The sequence below is a fragment of the Streptomyces sp. NBC_00344 genome (genome assembly GCF_036088315.1).
In the GTDB taxonomy this organism is placed as follows: Bacteria; Actinomycetota; Actinomycetes; order Streptomycetales; family Streptomycetaceae; genus Streptomyces.
Window position 1 is genome coordinate 3312618 of record NZ_CP107996.1, and the last position, 18491, is coordinate 3331108.

General features: G+C 69.5%; 14 protein-coding genes. 6 read left to right on the top strand and 8 right to left on the bottom strand.

Going from position 1 to position 18491, the window contains the following annotated elements; all coding sequences use genetic code 11:
* Positions 1-41 precede the first annotated feature (41 nt).
* From OHS16_RS14895 to OHS16_RS14920, 6 genes are all read right to left on the bottom strand, one after another.
* Positions 42-1274 carry an IS701 family transposase gene (locus OHS16_RS14895; protein ID WP_328537686.1) on the bottom strand — a complete coding sequence of 411 codons (1233 nt, stop codon included), beginning with the start codon at positions 1272-1274 and terminating at the stop codon, positions 42-44.
* 86 nt (positions 1275-1360) lie between these two features.
* A complete protein-coding gene (locus tag OHS16_RS14900; protein ID WP_328537687.1) occupies positions 1361-2842 on the bottom strand; it encodes a maltokinase N-terminal cap-like domain-containing protein in 1482 nt (493 codons plus the stop codon).
* Complete coding sequence (locus OHS16_RS14905; protein WP_443042621.1) at positions 2839-4077, bottom strand: IS701 family transposase; 1239 nt, start codon at positions 4075-4077, stop codon at positions 2839-2841. Before OHS16_RS14905 ends, OHS16_RS14900 begins: the two co-directional genes overlap by 4 nt.
* A gap of 306 nt (positions 4078-4383) precedes the next feature.
* Positions 4384-5100 carry an SDR family oxidoreductase gene (locus tag OHS16_RS14910; protein ID WP_328537689.1) on the bottom strand — a complete coding sequence of 239 codons (717 nt, stop codon included), beginning with the start codon at positions 5098-5100 and terminating at the stop codon, positions 4384-4386.
* A gap of 8 nt (positions 5101-5108) precedes the next feature.
* The gene (locus OHS16_RS14915; RefSeq protein WP_328537690.1) at positions 5109-6452 is read right to left on the bottom strand and encodes an NDP-sugar synthase; all 1344 of its coding nucleotides are present in this window, start codon (positions 6450-6452) and stop codon (positions 5109-5111) included.
* A 539-nt stretch (positions 6453-6991) separates the two neighbouring features.
* A complete protein-coding gene (locus tag OHS16_RS14920; protein ID WP_328537691.1) occupies positions 6992-8800 on the bottom strand; it encodes a helix-turn-helix domain-containing protein in 1809 nt (602 codons plus the stop codon).
* Positions 8801-9243: 443 nt separating this feature from the next.
* On the opposite strand from OHS16_RS14920, the gene OHS16_RS14925 reads away from it, so the two are divergent.
* Together OHS16_RS14925 and pabB are read left to right on the top strand one after the other, a co-directional pair.
* Positions 9244-9924: a 50S ribosomal protein L11 methyltransferase gene (locus OHS16_RS14925; RefSeq protein ID WP_328537692.1), complete on the top strand. Its 681-nt coding sequence runs from the start codon at positions 9244-9246 to the stop codon at positions 9922-9924.
* A 3-nt stretch (positions 9925-9927) separates the two neighbouring features.
* The gene (gene pabB / locus OHS16_RS14930) at positions 9928-12024 is read left to right on the top strand and encodes an aminodeoxychorismate synthase component I (RefSeq protein ID WP_328537693.1); all 2097 of its coding nucleotides are present in this window, start codon (positions 9928-9930) and stop codon (positions 12022-12024) included.
* A 128-nt stretch (positions 12025-12152) separates the two neighbouring features.
* Here pabB and OHS16_RS14935 read toward each other — a convergent pair whose 3' ends face one another.
* Positions 12153-13106 (bottom strand): transaldolase family protein, encoded by a 954-nt coding sequence (locus OHS16_RS14935; RefSeq protein WP_328537694.1) that lies wholly within the window; start codon positions 13104-13106, stop codon positions 12153-12155.
* A gap of 103 nt (positions 13107-13209) precedes the next feature.
* The gene (locus OHS16_RS14940) at positions 13210-13581 is read right to left on the bottom strand and encodes a winged helix-turn-helix transcriptional regulator (RefSeq protein WP_328537695.1); all 372 of its coding nucleotides are present in this window, start codon (positions 13579-13581) and stop codon (positions 13210-13212) included.
* Positions 13582-13723: 142 nt separating this feature from the next.
* On the opposite strand from OHS16_RS14940, the gene OHS16_RS14945 reads away from it, so the two are divergent.
* The 4 genes from OHS16_RS14945 to OHS16_RS14960 all read left to right on the top strand — a co-directional run bounded on the left by OHS16_RS14945 (position 13724) and on the right by OHS16_RS14960 (position 18478).
* A complete protein-coding gene (locus OHS16_RS14945) occupies positions 13724-14692 on the top strand; it encodes an NADP-dependent oxidoreductase (protein ID WP_328537696.1) in 969 nt (322 codons plus the stop codon).
* Positions 14693-14841: 149 nt separating this feature from the next.
* The gene (locus OHS16_RS14950; protein WP_328537697.1) at positions 14842-16158 is read left to right on the top strand and encodes an aldehyde dehydrogenase family protein; all 1317 of its coding nucleotides are present in this window, start codon (positions 14842-14844) and stop codon (positions 16156-16158) included.
* 275 nt (positions 16159-16433) lie between these two features.
* Positions 16434-17210 carry a uracil-DNA glycosylase gene (locus tag OHS16_RS14955; RefSeq protein ID WP_328537698.1) on the top strand — a complete coding sequence of 259 codons (777 nt, stop codon included), beginning with the start codon at positions 16434-16436 and terminating at the stop codon, positions 17208-17210.
* Between the two features lie 179 nt (positions 17211-17389).
* Positions 17390-18478: a magnesium and cobalt transport protein CorA gene (locus OHS16_RS14960; protein WP_328537699.1), complete on the top strand. Its 1089-nt coding sequence runs from the start codon at positions 17390-17392 to the stop codon at positions 18476-18478.
* Positions 18479-18491: the final 13 nt, after the last annotated feature.

The window sequence follows — 18491 nt, forward strand, 5'->3', positions numbered from 1 at the left end:
GCCGGAAGTCCGCCACGGGACTACGGCAACTGCCGCCGGCCCTACGCCCCGCCGTACATCACGTCCATTGCCTCCTCCACGTCCTCGATGTCTGCGGGCAGCGTGCGCAGGGCCCGCAGGGTGCGGAATCCGAACGCCGCCGTCACGAGCGTGGCGTGGTGGTGCCAGCCCCGGAACGACCGTCCTTCGAAGTCGCCGAGGCCGTACAACTCCTGCATTCCGCCGAGGCTGTCGCGGGAGAGCCCGCGCAGCCGGATGAGCGAAGCGGTCTCTCCGAGCCTGCGCGGCGACAGATTCGTCAGGTGGTACGAGCGTGGTGCCGGCCTGCCGAAAGGCCAGTCCACGACGAGATGCCGCTGCTGGGACCGGAAGCGCTCCGCGGACGGGCCGGGAGAGCCCGGGCCTGCGCCAAGGTGCACGGGCACGGTGAGGAACTGCGAACGCCGCATCCGGCCCGTGGCGGCGTCCTGCCAGGCCAGCGGTGTGCGCTCGCCTCCCCGTGCCGCGTACCGGGCCAGTTCACCCAGCGTTCCGTGCCGGCGGCCGGGCAGGGTGACACCGAGCCGGTCCGACACATCGATCAGGTAGCCGAGCCCGCGGGCCTCGAGTCCCAGCAGCAGCGGTTCGGGATCGGTGTCGTGCCGCCAGTCCGCGAGGACCGGAGCGGGATCGAGCTCCCACTCATCCAGCATCTCGTCCAGCGCTTCCAGCACGTACTGCCAGCGTGGCCGGGAGCGCTCCTGCTCGGGGACGTGCGCCTGCCTGCGCAGCCGCTCGTCGCTGTCCCAGCGCTGAGGAAGCATCAGCCGCCAGCTCACCGGCAGGCTCACACCGCCCCCGACGAGTGAGACCGCCACCGCGACCTGGCAGTTGACCGTCCGCTGCCGGCTCGGCGCGAACTGCCGGGCGACACCCACCGAGCGATCGCCGTTCTTCGCGATGACAGCCTCGTCGACGCTCCAGGCCTCCGGCATCCGCAGCTCGCTGAAACGGCCCGCGACATAGCGGCGCACAGGTCCGCACTCCCACGGGCTCTGCCCGATGAACTGCTGAAGCTGCTGCACCGCGGGCCTGCCGAGCACATGCTCCGAAATGCAGGTGGGGGTCTTGCGGCCGGGGGCGTCCAGCAGACCGCGCAGATATACCTCGCCCCAGCGGCGCTGGTCCGAACGCGGGAGCACGGAGAACAGGCCCCGGCAGTAGGTGGACAGCCCGTTCGGGTCCGGCGTGGCCGTTTCCCTGCGGGCCTTGGAAAGGTAGCTGATGGAAGACATTGGGGTCCTCTGCTGAGCGGCTGTTCGGGGAAGTGGCTTCGGCCGGCCGCGACCGTTGCCGGGCGGGCCGGTGGGGCGCCGTCGGCTCAGAGCACGGGCCGTCTGCTCCGGGCGAGTCGGCGCACCGCGGCCATGGGTATGGGCAGCCACTCGGGACGGTTGCGGGCCTCGTAGACCGCCTCGTAGACGGCCTTGTCGGCCTCGAAGGCGCGGAGCAGCAGGGGGCGGTTCCTCGGGTCGAGGCCGCCGGCGGCCGCATATCCGGCGCTGAAGGCCCGCCGGTTGTGCACGGCCCAGGCCGAGGCTCTGCGCTGCAGTCCGCCTTCCCGCGGGGTTCCCGGCAATTGACCGGTGGGCGGCGTTCCGAGCACCTCGGCCAGGGCGTGATGGGCCGCGTAGTCGAAGGAGCGCAGCATCGCGGCCACGTCGCGCAGCGCGGGCTGCAGACCGCGGCGGACCTCGGGCGGCTTCCCTGGCTCACCCTCGAAGTCGATGAGGACCCAGCCGCTCTCGGCGCGCAGGGCCTGACCGAGGTGGAGATCACCGTGTATCCGCTGGGTGAGCAGCGGATTGCCGCGCCCGACCGACTCGCCGAGGTCCCGGTGCAGGGCGCGCAGTTGACCGGCGTAAGGCTGCAGAGCGGGCACCTCGTCCAGTGCCGCTTCCAGCCGGGCCGTCACCGAACCGACCAGCGCGTCGGCCTCGGCGGCGGTGAGCGACCGGGTCGGCAGCCGGTCCGCCAGTGCCAGATGAACCTCGGCGGTGGCGCGCCCCAGCCGGTGTGCCTCCGCGGTGAAGCCGCCCAGCGGGGTGACCGTCTCGCAGTCCCCCGTGAGGCAATCGGTGGCCTCTTCGACCGCGAGGGCCCAGCCGTCCCCGCGGGACGGGACGAACTCCTGCAGTATGGCGAGCGTCATCGGCCCGTCCCTGACGTCCGGTGCGGTCTCCATCCAGGCGAGTGGAGCCGCTCCCGGCACGGCGGGGGCCTGTCCCAGGACGGTGAGCAGTTCGAGTTCGGGGTGGGTGCCGACGACCGGGCGGCGCACGATCTTGAGCATCATCCGGTCGGCGAACATGACGGATGTGTTGCTCTGTTCGGCCGTACTCGGTTTCGCGGACATCCCCCGGGGGATGTCCGCCCCGCGTGTCCGGTGGAACTCCACCGGTCCGCCGGTGTGCCCGGCGGCGAAGCGGTCGAGAAGCCGGGCCATCAGCTCGGCGTCCTGGGTGGCCTCGTAGTAGATCGGTGTGCCCGCGCCGCCGTCACCGCCACGCCCCAGCACGGCGGCTTCGAGACCGGCCGGCATCAACTCCCGCATGCCGAGCAGCAGGTGGTACCTCTCGCCGTCGCCTGTGCGGACCACGGTCTGCAGCAGCGCCGGGTCGCCCGGCGACAGCACGGTGACCGGGCCGAGGTCCAGCTCGGGGGCGCCGTGGCCCTTCCCGGCAAACCATCGCTGCCCGCCCAGCCACCCGGGGAGCAGCCTGCGCAGATCTCCGGCGATCCGATCGGTCAGGACGGGGCCTGCGGCCGCTGTCGCGGCAGTGGTGTCCGATGACGTCATCATGCTGCCGGAGCCTCCAGGGATCGCGAGCCGGTGACGGACAGCGAATGCGGGACGGGCGGCACGACCGGGTGCGGATCCGTGCGGAGCGCGGTGATGGCGTGCGCCAGTGAGACGAGGGTCATGTGGTGGTGCCAGCCCCGGAATGAGCGTCCCTCGAAGTCCCGGAGGCCCAGCCGGTCGCTCACCTCGTTCTGGTCCCGCTCGACGCGACGGCTCAGCATGGCGGTCCTGTAGAGGGTTCCGGCCTGTGCCTGAGGAAGGTTGGAGAGCCAGAGTTCGCCCTGCTGAGGGTCGCCCGGGTCCGTCCCCGAGCCCAGCAGCACGAGTGACTGGCGGTATGCCGGCCGGCTCTGTCCTTGCAGCCGGACCCGGGTCGAGCCGACCGCGGTGGCCCGCATCGTCCCCGTCGAGTGATCGAACCACTCGACCGGCAGTACATGCCGGCGCAGCGCTGACACCAGGACGCTCCGCGGTTCGGAACGGTCCGATCCGACCTCCCGGAGCCGCCACAGCGGACTCGGATCCACGATCTCGAACGAAGCCGATGAGCTGATTCTGACCACGAAGGGGATGCGGCGCTCGATCAGCTCGGCACAGATCCGACGGGGGTCGGTCGCCCGCAGATCCATCACCACCGGCTTCTGCCGCAGGCCCCACCCGGACGCCATCCTGGTGACAGCAGCCAGCGCGCACTGCTCAGGGGCGCAGGGTCCGACATGCTCCGGGATCGCGGCCCTTCTGCGTACGTCGGGCTCGTCCGTCCAGCGCTCCGGGAGGGACAGCTGCCAGTCCACCGGGCAGCTGAGTTGATCCGACGCCAGCCAGACACCCATACCCTGCTGGCAGTTGACCACCCTGCCGAGCTGAGGCACGAACTGGCGGCCCACCCCGACGGAGTGCCTTCCCACCTTGGTGATGACCAGCGGATGAACCACCCAGGCGCGCGGCTCGGCCCGTTGCTGGAAGCTTCTCGCCAGCTGCTGCCTTACCGGCACCGCGTTCCAGGGTGACTTGCTGATGAACTGATGCAGATTCTGCTCGTTGCCGCCTCCGACCTGCTGGGCGAGAGCCCGCATGGTCTTCCGGCCGGCCGCTGAGAGCAGACCTTTCACATACAAGTCGCCCCACCGGCGCTGATCGCTTCGCGGAACAGAAGCAAGCGCATCTGCGATGAATTCGGTGACGAACTCGGTCGGCATTCCATCAGGCCGATCCTGATCGCGTACGACGGCCATTACCCAGCCTCTCCCTGGAATTCTGAACTGTTTTCTTCCGACCGCGAGCGGGCAGCCGTCAACCGATTCGGCGCATGTCGAACGACCCGAGCACCGGGGCGGACCGAGATCTGCGGCAGTACCGCTCTCGGTGCCGGCCCCGGTCCCGGTGTCCCGCCGGACAACGGGGGATGGTGAACCGGCGGGAGTCTCGGAAAGGAGGAGGGACGCGCGGTCCCGGTCCTCCGGCCCGGCGCTCCCGGACCGGGCCGTGTGTGAGAAGTCCCGGTTGCCCCGTGGGCGACGCCGCTACTTCTCGGACACGGCCTAGACCCGGGGCTGCTCGAGCACCCGGTCGGGTATGAGCCGGTGGAAGAGCCTGGGCCAGTCGGCGGGCGCTGTGCCCGGTTCGTTGTAGAGCTCGAACGTCCTGTTGACCGCTCCCGGGCTGCGCAGTGCCTGGACGCATGCCTCGGCGACCGTCGCCCTGGACACCCATCCATCGCCGCGGTCGTCCTGCTCGAGCCGGACGTGATCACCTGTCACACCGTCATCGGTGAGCCAGCTGGGCCGTACGACGGTGTAGGGCAGCCGTGAGTCGCGTACCGCTTCCTCGCCCCGGAAACGCCAGTCCAGCAGCCTTCCGTAAGCGTTCATCGGATGCTCGCGCCGTGTCACGAAGATCTGGCTGATCAGTACGAAGTGCGGGCGTTCGCCGCGTCCCATGGCTGCGGTGAGAACATTGCGCACTCCGTCGTACATCGTCGTTTCCGGGCAGTCGGGACCGGAGTCCGCGGTGCCCGGCTCCACCGCGTAGATGACACCACCGCAGCCTCTCAGCGCGCCGGGAAGGGTGGCCGTGTAACGGACATCGGCGCTGTGCACCTCGACCCCGGGAAGATGCGCGTGCGGGGTGCGGCCCGGGTCCCGGCTCACCACTCTGACCCCGATGCCCTCTTCCACCAGCCGCTGGGTGACCAGACCACCGACGCGGCCCGCACCACCGATGACCGCGACCGGTCCGCGTATTGGATTCTTCGGCATGCTCACCATCACACCCATCGCAGAATGTCGTCAGCACTTCTGAGTTCGGTCTCGGAAGGGATCCCGGTGAGCTGCGGTAACCGCAGCTTCGGATAAACGGTCACCCCGGAGAAACGGGAACCGGGCCACAGCGCCGCCCCGTCTCCTATGGCCGAGAATTCATCGAGGCGCAACGGCCGGTATCTGTCCGATGCGATCTCCGCCATGGGCCCTATATAGGAATCAGAGATGTCCGCGAAAGGCCCGATGACCGCGGATTCCCCACAGGCCACCCTGGTCAGCGTGGCGCACTCACGGACATCGGCGCCGTCACCGATGTCCGTGTGCTCCAGACGCACACCGGGTCCGATCTCCACCTCGCGGCCTATCCGGACCCCGGGCCCGATCACCACGGAGCCGTCCTCGATCTTCTGGGCGAGGGTGGTTCCCGCGACGTCGTCCTTGGTCCGCAGACTGCTCTCATGGATCCACCGGCGATGCGGCGCTTCGTCGGGGGCATCCATCAGCCGGTTCATCTGCTCATAGCTGCCGTCCAGCACCTGCTGCAGGGTGTCCAGATAGTCCGGCACACTTCCGAGATCTCCGAGGCGGCCGATCGTATGGCCGGCCACCGGTAGGCCCCTGCGCACCAGCCAGGGCAGCAGATCGCCGCCCCAGTCGAGTTGCTGATGGGACTGTCTGAACAGCGCGGGGTCCCGGGCGAGGAGCCGCAACTGATCGCAGTCCACGAGGTACATCCCGGCGTTCGTGGGCAGAGTGGCCCTCGGATCGGCCGCCGACCGGGGGAACAGCTCGCGGATACGGGACAGGCCCGGCTTCTCCACGAATCCCTTGACCATGCCGCGCGAATCGGTCTGCATGACGCCGTACTTGGCGGCGATCGCCTCAGGCGTCCTGGCAACTCCGGCCACCGTCACCAGGGCGTCCCGCTCCGCGTGGGTGCGCTCCATCTCCCGGAGGTCGAAGTCGAAGAGTGAGTCGACCGGGAGCACCAGAGCCCGGCCCTTCAGGTCCCACTGCTCCATGTTGTGCAGCGTGGCACCGGCCGAGCCGACGTTGTAACGGTCGAAGCGAGAGCGCGAATACCTGATTTCCACGCCGTAGCGTTCACCGTGCCCGAGCAACAGCTTGATCTGGTTACGGTTCTCGAGCCCCTGGGCGACCACATAGAACCGGCGGATGCCCTGTTCCCTGCAGGCGTCGACAACCCATTCGACCAGGCGTCGCCCCACAAAGGGAATGAGTGCCTTACTGCGGATGTAGTCCGCTGATTTCAACGTGATCGGTTTGGCACGCTCCCCCCGGCCTCCCGCGAGAAGGATGCCGACCGTCTCTTTTCGGCGTACGCCCATCACGCCCCCCTTCGAGTCGATTCCGCTGGCGGAAAGAGCGCCAGTGGATCGGCGCACTCATCTCTGGGGGGTGCGAATCTCGCCGAGCACGTCACTCCACTGTTGCGCGACGCCACTCATGTCCCCTCCGCGTCCTCTGCCTGAGACAGAACAACAGTGACCCGTGCACATGCCACACGAGGAGGTGACGCAAGCCCATCGTTCGGCGGGCACATGGTGGTCCGGCCACCATGCATGGGTGGCTTGCACCCTTCGGCCTGCGCTTTTCGGCAGGACAAGGTGGGCCCGCCACCACGTAGACCCGATGGGCGGGGCGCTCAGCAGCCCCTGGACCCCCGACCCGCCCGGTGCTGCGACCGGTTGCGGGGGTGCGCCGGTGACGCCACCCGGGAGCGTGTCCTACAGCGCCGGAGCCCCGGGCTGAGCCGTGGGGACCTGGATCGGGCCGAGCCCGACGGGAAGGAAGCCCCTGGCCAGGGCCGGCGAGGAGCTGCCCGCCGGCCTCGGAGTGCCTCTGATCCGGGACTTCTGGAACACGCCTAGTTCCGCGCCCTCTTACGCCCCGCGTTCCGCTGGAGGCCCAGAGTGTGCCGGGCGAGCTGAAGGCGCAGCGAAAGCTGGATCTCCAGCGCCCGCGCCGGTTCCTGCCATTGGGAACCGAGCAGTTCGGTGATGCGTTCCAGTCGCCGCGACACGGTGTTCGGGTGCACGTGCAGCTCCTCGGCTGCCCTGGTCGGGCTGTTGCCCGCGGCGAAATAGGCCTGCAGGGTACGGAGCAGATCGGTGCTCTGCTGGGTGTCGTAGTCCAGCACGGGCCCGATGGTGGACCGTACGAAGCCCGCGACATCACGGTTGTCCGAGAGCAGCAGGCCGAGAAACCCGAGTCTTTGGGGCGAAGCCGATGTGCCGGTGCCGCCGAGCACGGTCAGCGCGTCCAGGCAGCGCTCGGCCTCCTGATAGGTGAGCAGTACGGACGCGAGGGACGAGGCAGGCCCGGCGGCGCCCGCGGTGACCGGCTGGCCGAGCACCGAGGTCAGTTCCTTGGCGACGGCCTCCGCAGCCGAATCCGCGTCGTCGCCGGGAATCAGCAGGACGATGCAGCCGCTGTCCACCCGCTTCAGACCGGAGAGCCGGTTGGCGTACGAGGAAGCCCACACCACCGCTCTGCCCTGGATACCGCCCTCGGGGCGGGCGATCACGATGACGTGCGGCTCGTCCAGATCCATCCCGAGTCGATGGGCCCGCTCCTCGATCTGCGGGTTCGGCCGGGTGGCATTGAGCAGATCGTTGAAGAGCTCGTCCCGCACCTGCCCCTCGGCCGCGGCCGTACTGCGCTGCATCACCAGAAGTGCTGCGACCGCCTGCGCCACCGGCCGCAGCAGACCTACCTGGTACTCACTCGGCGCGGAGCCGGTGTGCAGCAGAACGGTTCCGAGGATCTCCTTCGCCGCGGTGATCGGATGCACCCACACGCCGACGGATGTCCGGACGGATTCCCCTCGGGCGTGAGCATCCAGCGAGGCCGTCAGAAGTTCCGCCTCATCGCAGGGCGGCATCTGCCCGACGGAGATGATCTCCTTCTCCACCGGGTCCCTGATCAACAGCGCACCGCCGAGTTCCTCGGCCGCCGTGGCCGCCAGCGCGCGCAGGCCCCTGCCTTCCAGCACCAGGTCGATCAGCCGGGTGTGGACGTCACGCAGATGCTCGGCATCGGACGAGGAACCCATCGCCCGGGCGGCGCTCAGTTCCAGCTCGGAGACCTCGGCTCTGACCTGGTCGAGCAGCCGCGCCTTCTCGATGGCGATGGTGGCCAGGTCTCCCAGGGAGGTCATCAGTGTGACTTCCTCCGGCGTGAAATGCCGGACATTGCGCCCGGAGATGTACAGCACGCCCACCGAGGTCTTCCCGTCCTGCAGGGGAATCACCATGACCGCACGCAGCCCCTCGGCCCTGGTGACCTCGTCGGTGAGGCCGGCATGCGGAAATCGGTTGTCGGAGAGATAGTCGGGGGACCAGAGGGGTGCGGAAACGTCGGTGGCCTCATTGCCGAGACCGCCGGATTCCGGGATACGGAGCCCGACCGTGATCGAAGAAGCATGACCGTCGGCGGCCCGCACATACAGGGACCCGTCCGCGGGATCGCGGAAGCTCACCCAGGACATGTCGAGGTTGAGCAGTCGGCGGGCACGTCGGGTGATGACCTTGAGTAGCGTATCCAGTTCATAGGGCAGCGTGAGCTCGCGTGCCGTGTCGACCAGAGCGGAAAGACCTGCTTCCCGCTGTTTCCGACGGCCGAACAGTCCATGGACCTTAATGGCAAGCTCTTTGGCCCTGTTCAGTCGTTCCAATTCCTCCTGAGAGGCTCCGGACCGGCGCGCCCGGTGAACACAGTCTTCGAATTCATCCAGGGAAGCCTCTCTCGCCAGCAGTTCGAGAAAGTGGAATTGCTCGTCCCCCGATGCGGAGTCCCCCAACGGCATGTTGCTCGTCTCCCCTTGAACGAAACGTGATCAGTCCGGCCCCCACCATCCTGCCCTGAGGGACGTTAGGCCGCCCGTGATAACCAGTCAACAGGACCCCGAGGCGGAAAGCGCTGGTCAAGCCCGGTGCCCTGTGATCGGAGCACCGTAGGTGCTGCTCAAGTTGTTGCCTGGCAACCTTCCTTGCTGCGGTCGCGCAAGCAATGGTGTGTTTGCCGGTTCACCGATGGTGACCGCGTCACACACCAGGGGGCTACAAGATGTCGCAGGTCCAAAGCTATGAACGCTCGCTGCAACGAAGCATCCTTTCGATGACACGGGCAGACCGTCCGCGAGTCTTCTCGGCATGTGGACGCGAGTGGGACCTGCTGGCAGAGGTGTTCGCGCCGGTGTACTCACCGTCGACCAACGTCGCCCTCGAATTCCTGGACCTCGGCGAGAAACAAGGGCGTTACCGGAGGGACTCATTCCTGGAAATCGGGTGCGGCGCCGGGGTCATCGCGGTGATGGCCGCGCTGTCGGGCTGCGAGCGGGTGGTCGCGTCGGACATCAACCCGTGGGCGGTGGAGAACGCGGCGGTGAACGCCGGCCGGCACGGGATGCGTGGACGGGTGCGGACCGTGCACGGCGACATGTTCTCCGGCATCGACGCGGGCGAACGCTTCGACACCGTCTTCTGGAGCTCCAACTACGTGCGTGGGCCCGAGGGTTACGAGTACAAGACACTCCACGAGGCCGCCTACGTGGACATCGGCTACCGGGCGCACCGTGCCTATATCGCCGAGGCGCCCCGCCGTGTGGCGGAGGGCGGATCGGCACTTCTGCACTTCAGCAGCCGGGGTGACCTGCCCGAACTGCACCGGATCGCCGAGGAGTACGGCCGGGAACTGCGCACCATACGGAGCATGGAGGTTCATGAGGGCGAATACGGCGACGACGTGGTCGAGCACCTCCTGCTCGAGATAACGCCCGCCGCCGTCGGGGCGGAGTGAACCGTGCGCACACTGCTCGTCGACAACTATGATTCGTTCACGTCCAACCTGTTTCACCTGCTCGCCCAGGTGAACCGCCAGGAGCCCGTGGTCATCACGCATGACGACCCGCACTGGCCGGCCGTCCGGCTGCAGGATTTCGACAACGTGGTCATCTCCCCGGGGCCCGGAACTCCTGGCCGGGCCGAGGACTTCGGGATCTGCCGCGAGATCATCGAGCGGACCGAACTTCCGCTGCTCGGCATCTGCCTGGGACACCAGGGCATCGGGCTGCAGCACGGCGGCACGGTCTCGCGTGCCCCTGAGCCCAGGCACGGGCGCATCTCCCCGCTACTGCACGGAGGCGAGGGACTCTTCGCCGGATTGCCCTCCCCGCTCGAGGTGGTGCGCTACCACTCCCTCGCGGTGACCGGGCTACCGGCGGAGCTGGAACCCACCGCCTGGACACCCGATGGCATCCTGATGGGGCTCCGGCACCGGGAACGCCCCATGTGGGGCGTCCAGTTCCACCCCGAGTCGATCTGCACCCAGTACGGCCGGGAGCTGCTCGCCAACTTCGCCGAGCTGACTCGCGAGCACCGCCCTGCCCGCACCGCCCGGCCGCTCGAGCCACCGGTTCCGGTGCCGGCAGCACCGGAACCCGTACGCGATCTGCGCGTCCTGGTCGAGCGGCTCCCCACCCGGTGGGACGAGGAGGTGGCGTACGACCGGCTCTTCCGCGGAAGCGAGCATGCCTTCTGGCTCGACAGCAGCCGCCCCGACGACGGCCCGGGCAGATTCTCGATGATGGGTGCCGCGTCGGGCCCGCTCGCCCGGGTGGTCAAGGCCGACGTCTGGAGCAGCACGGTGACCGTGGAGTCGCACGACTCGACTCAGGTCGTCGCCGGGGAGTTCCTGGACTGGCTCGACCGTGACCTGCGCGGGACCCGCACCGAGATCCCCGAGCTGCCCTTCGGCTTCACACTCGGCTGGGTGGGCTATCTCGGATACGAGCTGAAGGCCGAGTGCGGTGGGGACCTGCGTCACCGGTCGGAGGATCCGGACGCCACCATGGTGTTCGCCGACCGCGCCCTGGTCCTCGACCATGCGACGGGTACCAGCTACCTGCTCGCACTCGCGGAGCCGGGCGCCGGGCGCGGGACGGAGCGCGAGGCCCGCGAATGGCTCACCGCCGCCGCCGGGCGGCTGGCGGCACTCGCCGGCGTGAGCTGCGAGCCGCCCGCCGACCGGGTCGCCCCCGTCGCCGGCATCCGGCTGCGCCATGAACGTGATGACTATCTGAAGCTGATCGCCACCTGCCAGGACGAGATCGCGGCCGGCGAGACCTACGAGGTCTGCCTCACCAACATGGCCGAGGTGAACGCCCGTATCGATCCGTGGGAGGGCTACCGGCTGCTGCGGCGCACCAGTCCGGCTCCGTTCGCCGCGCTGCTCCAGTTCGGCAGCCTCTCGGTTCTCAGCACCTCTCCCGAGCGCTTTGTCCGGATTTCGGCCGACGGTGAGGCCGAATCCAAGCCGATCAAGGGGACCCGGCCGAGGGGGGACACCCCGCAGCAGGACGCCGCCCTGGTGGCGGACCTTCTCTCGGACGAGAAGGACCACGCCGAGAACCTCATGATCGTCGACGTGGTCCGCAACGATCTCGGGCGCTGCGCCGAGACGGGCAGTGTCGTCGCCGACCCGCTCTTCATCGTCGAGAGTTACGCCACGGTCCATCAGCTCGTCAGTGTGGTCAGGGCGAAGCTGCGGTCCGGCCGCAGCGCCGTCGACTGCATCCGCTCGTCGTTTCCCGGTGGCTCGATGACCGGCGCTCCCAAGATCCGCACCATGCAGATCATCGACCGCCTCGAAGCGGGCCCGCGGGGCGTCTACTCGGGAGGCATCGGCTATCTCTCACTGTCCGGCGCGGCCGACCTCAGCATGGTGATCCGCACCGCGGTGATCACCCCGGACCGGCTGCGCTACGGGGTGGGGGGCGCGATCACCGCCCTGTCCGAACCCGCCGCGGAGTTCGAGGAGACAGCGGTCAAGTCGGCGCCGTTGCTGGCACTGGCCGGGGGGCGTTTCCCCGGCCGGGAAGAGGCGACGACCGCGGTGTGAAGCACGGCGGGTCTCCGGAACGGCGGTGCCGGTCCGGAGACCCGAGGTGCCGTACGCCCGAACCGGCGCGTCCGGGCGCCGGCCGGCCCGGATCACCGTACGGCCACAGGCCCGCACAACTGCCGTTGTCAGAGCGGCTGCTCCACGGGGCAGGTCCGCTTCCCCAGCGCTTCGGCCACTACGTCCATGTCGATGCCATGGCTCCCGAGCAGTTCCAGCGTGCTCCGGCCCTGCGCATGGGCGTTCAGCAGGGTGTCACCGTGCAACACGTTGTCCGTCACGACGTTCTCCAGGATGTCGACGGCCAGCGAGAGCACCGAGTTCGAACCCACGAGGGCGCCGACGTGTCCGGGTCCGGCGCCGATCCAGGCCAGCCGGGGCGCGGCGGCACCCGCGCTGCGCAACACCCGCCACCAGGTGCTGTTGAGGCGCTCCTCGCGTGCACGGTAGATCAGCTGGGCGACGGCCACGCCCGCGGTGTCGCGGAGCTGGTCCGCCACGTCGGCCGGGACGCTCTCCAGGCGGGAGTTCACCTCTTCGTCGATCAGGCCGATCGGGAAGGAAGCGAGGAGCGTGATCCGCTCCAGCGGCAGCCCGTTGGCGAGGGCCAGGTCCAGGCCGTCCATATAGGCGCTCAGCACCCGGCCGTAGTGCCCGACGGAGAAGATCAAGGTGGCATCCACGCCGATGCCCCGTGCGACACAGGCGGAAACGGCGGCAAGTCCGGCCTGCGTCGCGGGTATCCGGACCAGCATGTTCGGGCGTTGCACGGCCCGCTGGAGGGCTGCGGCCTCGACGACGAACGCGAACGCGTCGTGCGCGCTCGCCGGGCTGAGACTCGCCGAGACCTGACCGTGCCGTCCGCCACTCTCCTCGAACGCCGGGCTGAGGGAGTCACAGGCTGCCCGCAGGGCCGGATGGGGGACCCCCGCGGGGGCGAAGTGCCCCAGGAATCCCTGCCGTTCGGCCAGACACCGGGCCGCGTCCCAATCGTTGTCCGTACAGGCCCATTCGGACAACCAGGGCGATACGCCCTCGTTGACCAGCTGTTTGAGCACCGCGGCAGCCGCCTGACTGATCATAATGTTCAAGGATAAGTGGGATGGGCCGCATTCGTTAACGTTCGTTCAGCGACTATGTCAAGTCCATTACGAGCAGGGCGCTCCACACGGATCAGCGCGAGCGTCAGACGACGTCCGCGGCCACCGTGCCGTCGAGGTTCTCCTCGACCCAGTCGCGCAGCAGACTCAGCGGGACCGCGGCGCCGCGGCCCAGGCCGGTGAGCTCGTACTCGACATGCAGCGGGACCGCGGGATAGACCGTCCGGTCGACGAGCCCTGCCCCCTCCAGCCTGCGCAGGGTCTGGGTGAGGACCTTGGGGCTGACGCCCTGCAGTGCCCGCTGCAGCTCGCCGAAGCGCTGCGGACCGTCCTCCATGGCGCCGATGGCCAGCGCAGACCACTTGTTCGCCAGCAGGTCCAGCATGGCGCGGCAGGGGCACTGCGCCGCGTAGACATCGTGGTGGACATGCTGGCCAGTGGCGCATGGAATGGTCATGAAATTGCCTCTCACCTGGAAGCTTCCCGATGGGAAGTAATCGCCCTTGATGGTAACCACCACCCTGGGTCTACCGTCGCCACAGCTCGGCGGAAGGCCACGGAGCGGCCTTCCGGAGCATCTGATCCCAGGGAGATGACTCATGTCCGCATCCTCGATGCGCGCGGTGGTGCAGCACGGTTTCGGCGGTTCCGACGTCCTTCGCGTGGAGGAGGTGCCGCGCCCCGAGCCACTGCCCACCGAGGTGCTGGTGCGGGTGCACGCCGCCGGCGTCAATCCGGTCGACTGGAAGACCCGGGCGGGCTCGGGCATGGCCGGAGTACTGGGCGAGCCGCCCTTCACCCTGGGCTGGGACGTGTCCGGCGTGGTGGAGGAGACCGGCTTCGGGGTGACCACTCTCAAGCCCGGCGACGAGGTCTACGGAATGCCGTGGTTCCCCCGGGCGGCGGGCGGCTACGCCGAGTACGTCACCGCCCCGGCCAGGCAGTTCGCCCGCAAGCCCGCGGGCATCGGCCACGCCGAAGCGGCAGCGGCGCCGCTGGCAGCCCTCACCGCCTGGCAGGTTCTGGTGGACACCGCCGGGGTCCGGCCGGGACAGCGGGTACTGATCCACGCGGCCGCCGGCGGTGTCGGGCACTTCGCCGTCCAGTTCGCCAGGCACCTGGGCGCCCATGTCATCGGCACGGCGAGCGGCGGGCGGCACGACTGGCTCACCGGGCTCGGCGCCGACGAGCTCATCGACTACACCGCCGTCCGCTTCGAGGACGAGGTCAAGGACATCGACGTGGTCGTCGACCTGGTGGGCGACGGCCTGGACCGCACCAGTACCCGCTCGCTGAACGTACTGCGCCCCGGCGGGCTGCTGGTGGCTGTCCCGTCCGGTGTCTCACCGGAACTCCTGACGGCGGCCGGCTCCCGGGGGCTGCGGGCGAGCGCCTTCCTGGTGGAGCCCGACGGCCACGCGCTGACCCGTATCGCCCGGCTCATCGAAGCGGGCGAGGTGCGGGTGGATGTCGAAGAGGTCTTCGCACTGGAACAGGCGGCCCAGGCCCACACCCGCGGCGAGGCCGGCCGCACCCGCGGCAAACTGGTGCTGAGCGTCACCACCTGAGGCCCGGCGCGAACGCCCGGCGCCCGTAAGCCCGGCGCCGACGGGCTGTGGGCATCGCACAGGCGCGGGAAGAACTGACCGGACCTTGTTGTTGGTAAATACATCTATAAGGCTCATGAAGTTCCGCCCCCACCCATCGAGGAGTCCTGGTGCAGTCCATCGTCGAAACCCCGGCCGAAGTCGTCAGCAGGCTGCGCACCACTTTCCGTACCGGGCGCACCAAGCCCACGGCCTGGCGCACCGAGCAGCTGCGGGGGCTGCGCGCCATGCTGACCGAACACGGCCAGGACCTGGCCGCCGCGCTCCGCGCCGACCTGGGCAAGAGCGAGCGTGAGGCGTTCCGTACCGAGATCGACTTCACCGTGCGCGAGATCGATCACACCCTGGAGCGGCTGACGGAGTGGCTGCGCCCGCAGCCCGTCGACGTCCCCGGGCATCTGGGCTCGGCGACGGCCTGGACGGTCCAGGACCCGCTCGGTGTCGTCCTCGTCATCGCGCCGTGGAACTACCCGGCGCAGCTGCTGCTCGCCCCGGTGGCCGGAGCGCTCGCGGCAGGCAACTGTGTGGTGGCCAAGCCGAGTGAGCTGGCTCCGGCCACCTCACGGGTGATCTCCGAGCTGCTGCCGCGGTTCGTCGACCGCGATGCGGTGGCTGTGGTGGAGGGGGCCGTACCGGAGACCACCGCGCTGCTCGAGCAGCACTTCGACCACATCTTCTACACGGGCAACGGCACCGTCGGCCGCATCGTGATGCGCGCCGCCGCCGAACACCTCACACCGGTGGCCCTGGAACTGGGCGGCAAGTCGCCCGCGTACGTCGAGGGTGGCACCGACCTGGCCGCGGTGGCCACCCGGCTGGTCTCCACCAAGTTCCTCAACGCGGGCCAGACCTGTGTCGCCCCGGACTACGTCCTGACCGACCCGGCGACGGCGCGTGAACTCGAACCCGCGCTGGCGCAGGCGGTACGCGAGACGTACGGCAGCGATCCGGCCGCCTCCCCCGACTACGGCCGGATCGTCAATGAACGCCACTTCGACCGTCTGACCGGGCTGCTCGACTCGGGCCGGATCGTCGTCGGCGGCGAGCACGACCGTGCCGGCCGGTACATCGCTCCGACCGTGCTGGCCGGGGTGGCACCTGATTCGCCGGTGATGGGTGAGGAGATCTTCGGCCCGATCCTGCCGATCGTCGAGATCGAGAACCTCGACGCAGCCATCGCGTTCATCAACGACCGGGACAAGCCGCTGGCGCTGTACGCGTTCACCGAGTCCGGGACCACCCGTGACCGGCTCTCGTCGGAGACGTCGTCGGGCGGCCTGGGCTTCGGTCTGCCGGTGGCCCATCTCACCGTGTCCGACCTGCCGTTCGGCGGAGTCGGCGAGAGCGGCATGGGCCGCTATCACGGCCGCTATTCGCTGGAGACGTTCAGCCACCGCAAGGCCGTCCTGGACAAGCCGCTCGGCTGACGCGCCGCTCGGCGGGTCCCGCCCCGGCCGGATGCGCGGGGGCGGGTCCCGCCCCGGGTGTCAGCCGCGTCCGCCCGGGGCCGCTGCGCCACCGAGACTGCGCTGAGCCAGGAGGATGGCCCCGACTCCTCGGGTCCGGTGGTGTCCGCGCCCAGAGTGCCGAGGCATCCGACGACGGCGCTGAGCGCATCTGGCCGGTTCTGCGCCATGCGACGCAGCCCCGGCGCCGCGCGCTGATCCACGACGGGTGACGGGGCAGCCCTTAGCGTGCAGACATGGCCACCTCTGCCGCGACGGATCCACCACCGTCCCCCGACGACCCGCTGTTCCCCGCGCACCGCGCACCCCGCTGCGCCGGCCTCGAAGCCCTGGACGCCGAGGTGATCCGGTGCCGCGCGTGCCCCCGCCTGGTGAACTGGCGGGAGCAGGTGGCGGCGGAGAAGCGGGCCGCCTTCCGGGACTGGGACTACTGGGGGCGGCCGGTCCCCGGATTCGGTCCCGCGGACGCGGCGCTGGCCGTCGTGGGAATCGCGCCCGCCGCGCACGGCGGCAACAGGACCGGCCGGATGTTCACCGGCGACCCCTCGGGCGACTTCCTGGTCAGGGGGCTGCACGCGGTCGGCCTCGCCTCCCAGCCGACGGCCACCGGCGCGGACGACGGGCTCACCCTGCGGGGCGTACGGATGGCGGCTCCGGTGCGCTGCGCCCCGCCGCAGAACAAACCGACCCCTGGGGAACGCGACACCTGCCGGCCCTGGCTCGCGGCGGAGCTGGCCCTGCTCGGTCCCCGGTTGCGTGCGGTGGTCGTGCTGGGCGCCTTCGGCTGGCAGGCGCTGCTTCCGGTGCTGCGCGACGCCGGCTGGGAGGTTCCCCGCCCCCGGCCGAAGTTCGGCCATGGCGCCCAGGTGGTGCTGGCCGGCGGCGGAGATCTCGCGGAGCTGCGGCTCTTCGGCTGCTTCCATCCCAGCCAGCGCAATGTGAACACCGGACGGCTCACCCTCCCCATGCTCGAAGAGGTGTTCCGGGACGCCGCAGCGGCGGCCGGCCTGTAGGCGGACGTCAACGAGCTGCGGTACGTCACCGGGCCACGTGGCATCGCCGGCGCCCGGCACACCCGGGCCGCCGCATGCCGCAGGCCCGCCCGCCTCGGTGCCGCAGGCACTCCCCCGCCGGCCCGCACCCGTGCGATGGCACACTGACCAGCGGCCCGCCGAAGGAGGAGCGCCCCGCCATGCCGATGCTGCACACCATCCGCCGAGCCGTACGGCGGACCTACCGCCGCCCGGTCGATCTCAGTCACCCCGTCCGCTCACCGCTCGGCAGCGCGGTGGTCAACTGTGTGGTCTACCAGGACGGCATACGCCAGCCCGGCGACTGCCCGGCCGCCGACGCGCTGAAAAGAGTCCGCGCTGCGGGCACGGGCTTCGTCTGGATCGGGCTGCACGATCCGGACCCGGCGGAGCTCCACGAACTGGGCACGCTGTTCGGGCTGCACCCGCTCTCCGTGGAGGACGCGCTGCGTCCGCACCCACGGCCCAAGATCGACACCTATGACGACACGCTCTTCGCCGTGTTCAAGACCGTCGGCTACGTCGAGCACGAGGCGCTCACCACCACCAGCGAGGTGGTCGACACCGGTGAGCTGCTCGTCTTCACCGGACCCGAATTCGTCCTCACGGTCCGGCGCGGCAGGTACGGCTCGCTCGGCCCGCTGCGCGAGGATCTGGAGGCCGCACCGGAGCAGCTGGCCAAGGGCCCGGCGGCAGTGCTGCACGCGATAGCCGACCACGTGGTCGAGGAGTACTCCGCGGTCGCGGACGCCGTGCAGGAGGACATCGACGACGTGGAGACGGCGGTCTTCTCCCCGCAGGCGGGCAGCGGCGACGCCGGCCGGATCTACCAGCTCAAGCGTGAGCTGCTGGAATTCAAGCGGGCCGTGGCCCCGCTGGCCCGTCCACTGGAGAAACTGACCTCCCGCCCGGTTTCGCGGGCCGACCACACCATCCAGGCGTACTTCCGGGATGTGGCGGGCCGGCTCGCCAGGGTGACCGAGCAGATCGCCTCGTACGACGCGCTGCTCGACTCCATACTCCAGGCACATCTGGCACAGGTGACCGTCGCGCAGAACGAGGACATGCGCAGGATCACCGCGTGGGCGTCGATCGTCGCCGTACCGACCATGGTGTGCGGGGTCTACGGCATGAACTTCGACCACATGCCGGAGACGCACTGGCAGTACGGCTATGAACTGACCGTCCTGGTGATCGCGACGGCGTGTCTGCTGCTGTACCGGGGATTCCGCCGCAACGGCTGGCTGTGACGCCGTGACAGGC

Bases quoted from the DNA above. Each gene is read 5' to 3' on its own strand.
- OHS16_RS14895 (WP_328537686.1), bottom strand. From the start codon at position 1,274: ATGTCTTCCATCAGCTACCTTTCCAAGGCCCGCAGGGAAACGGCCACG.
- OHS16_RS14900 (WP_328537687.1), bottom strand. From the start codon at position 2,842: ATGATGACGTCATCGGACACCACTGCCGCGACAGCGGCCGCAGGCCCC.
- OHS16_RS14905 (WP_443042621.1), bottom strand. From the start codon at position 4,077: ATGGCCGTCGTACGCGATCAGGATCGGCCTGATGGAATGCCGACCGAG.
- OHS16_RS14910 (WP_328537689.1), bottom strand. From the start codon at position 5,100: ATGCCGAAGAATCCAATACGCGGACCGGTCGCGGTCATCGGTGGTGCG.
- OHS16_RS14915 (WP_328537690.1), bottom strand. From the start codon at position 6,452: ATGGGCGTACGCCGAAAAGAGACGGTCGGCATCCTTCTCGCGGGAGGC.
- OHS16_RS14925 (WP_328537692.1), top strand. From the start codon at position 9,244: ATGACACGGGCAGACCGTCCGCGAGTCTTCTCGGCATGTGGACGCGAG.
- OHS16_RS14935 (WP_328537694.1), bottom strand. From the start codon at position 13,106: ATGATCAGTCAGGCGGCTGCCGCGGTGCTCAAACAGCTGGTCAACGAG.
- OHS16_RS14940 (WP_328537695.1), bottom strand. From the start codon at position 13,581: ATGACCATTCCATGCGCCACTGGCCAGCATGTCCACCACGATGTCTAC.
- OHS16_RS14945 (WP_328537696.1), top strand. From the start codon at position 13,724: ATGTCCGCATCCTCGATGCGCGCGGTGGTGCAGCACGGTTTCGGCGGT.
- OHS16_RS14955 (WP_328537698.1), top strand. From the start codon at position 16,434: ATGGCCACCTCTGCCGCGACGGATCCACCACCGTCCCCCGACGACCCG.
- OHS16_RS14960 (WP_328537699.1), top strand. From the start codon at position 17,390: ATGCCGATGCTGCACACCATCCGCCGAGCCGTACGGCGGACCTACCGC.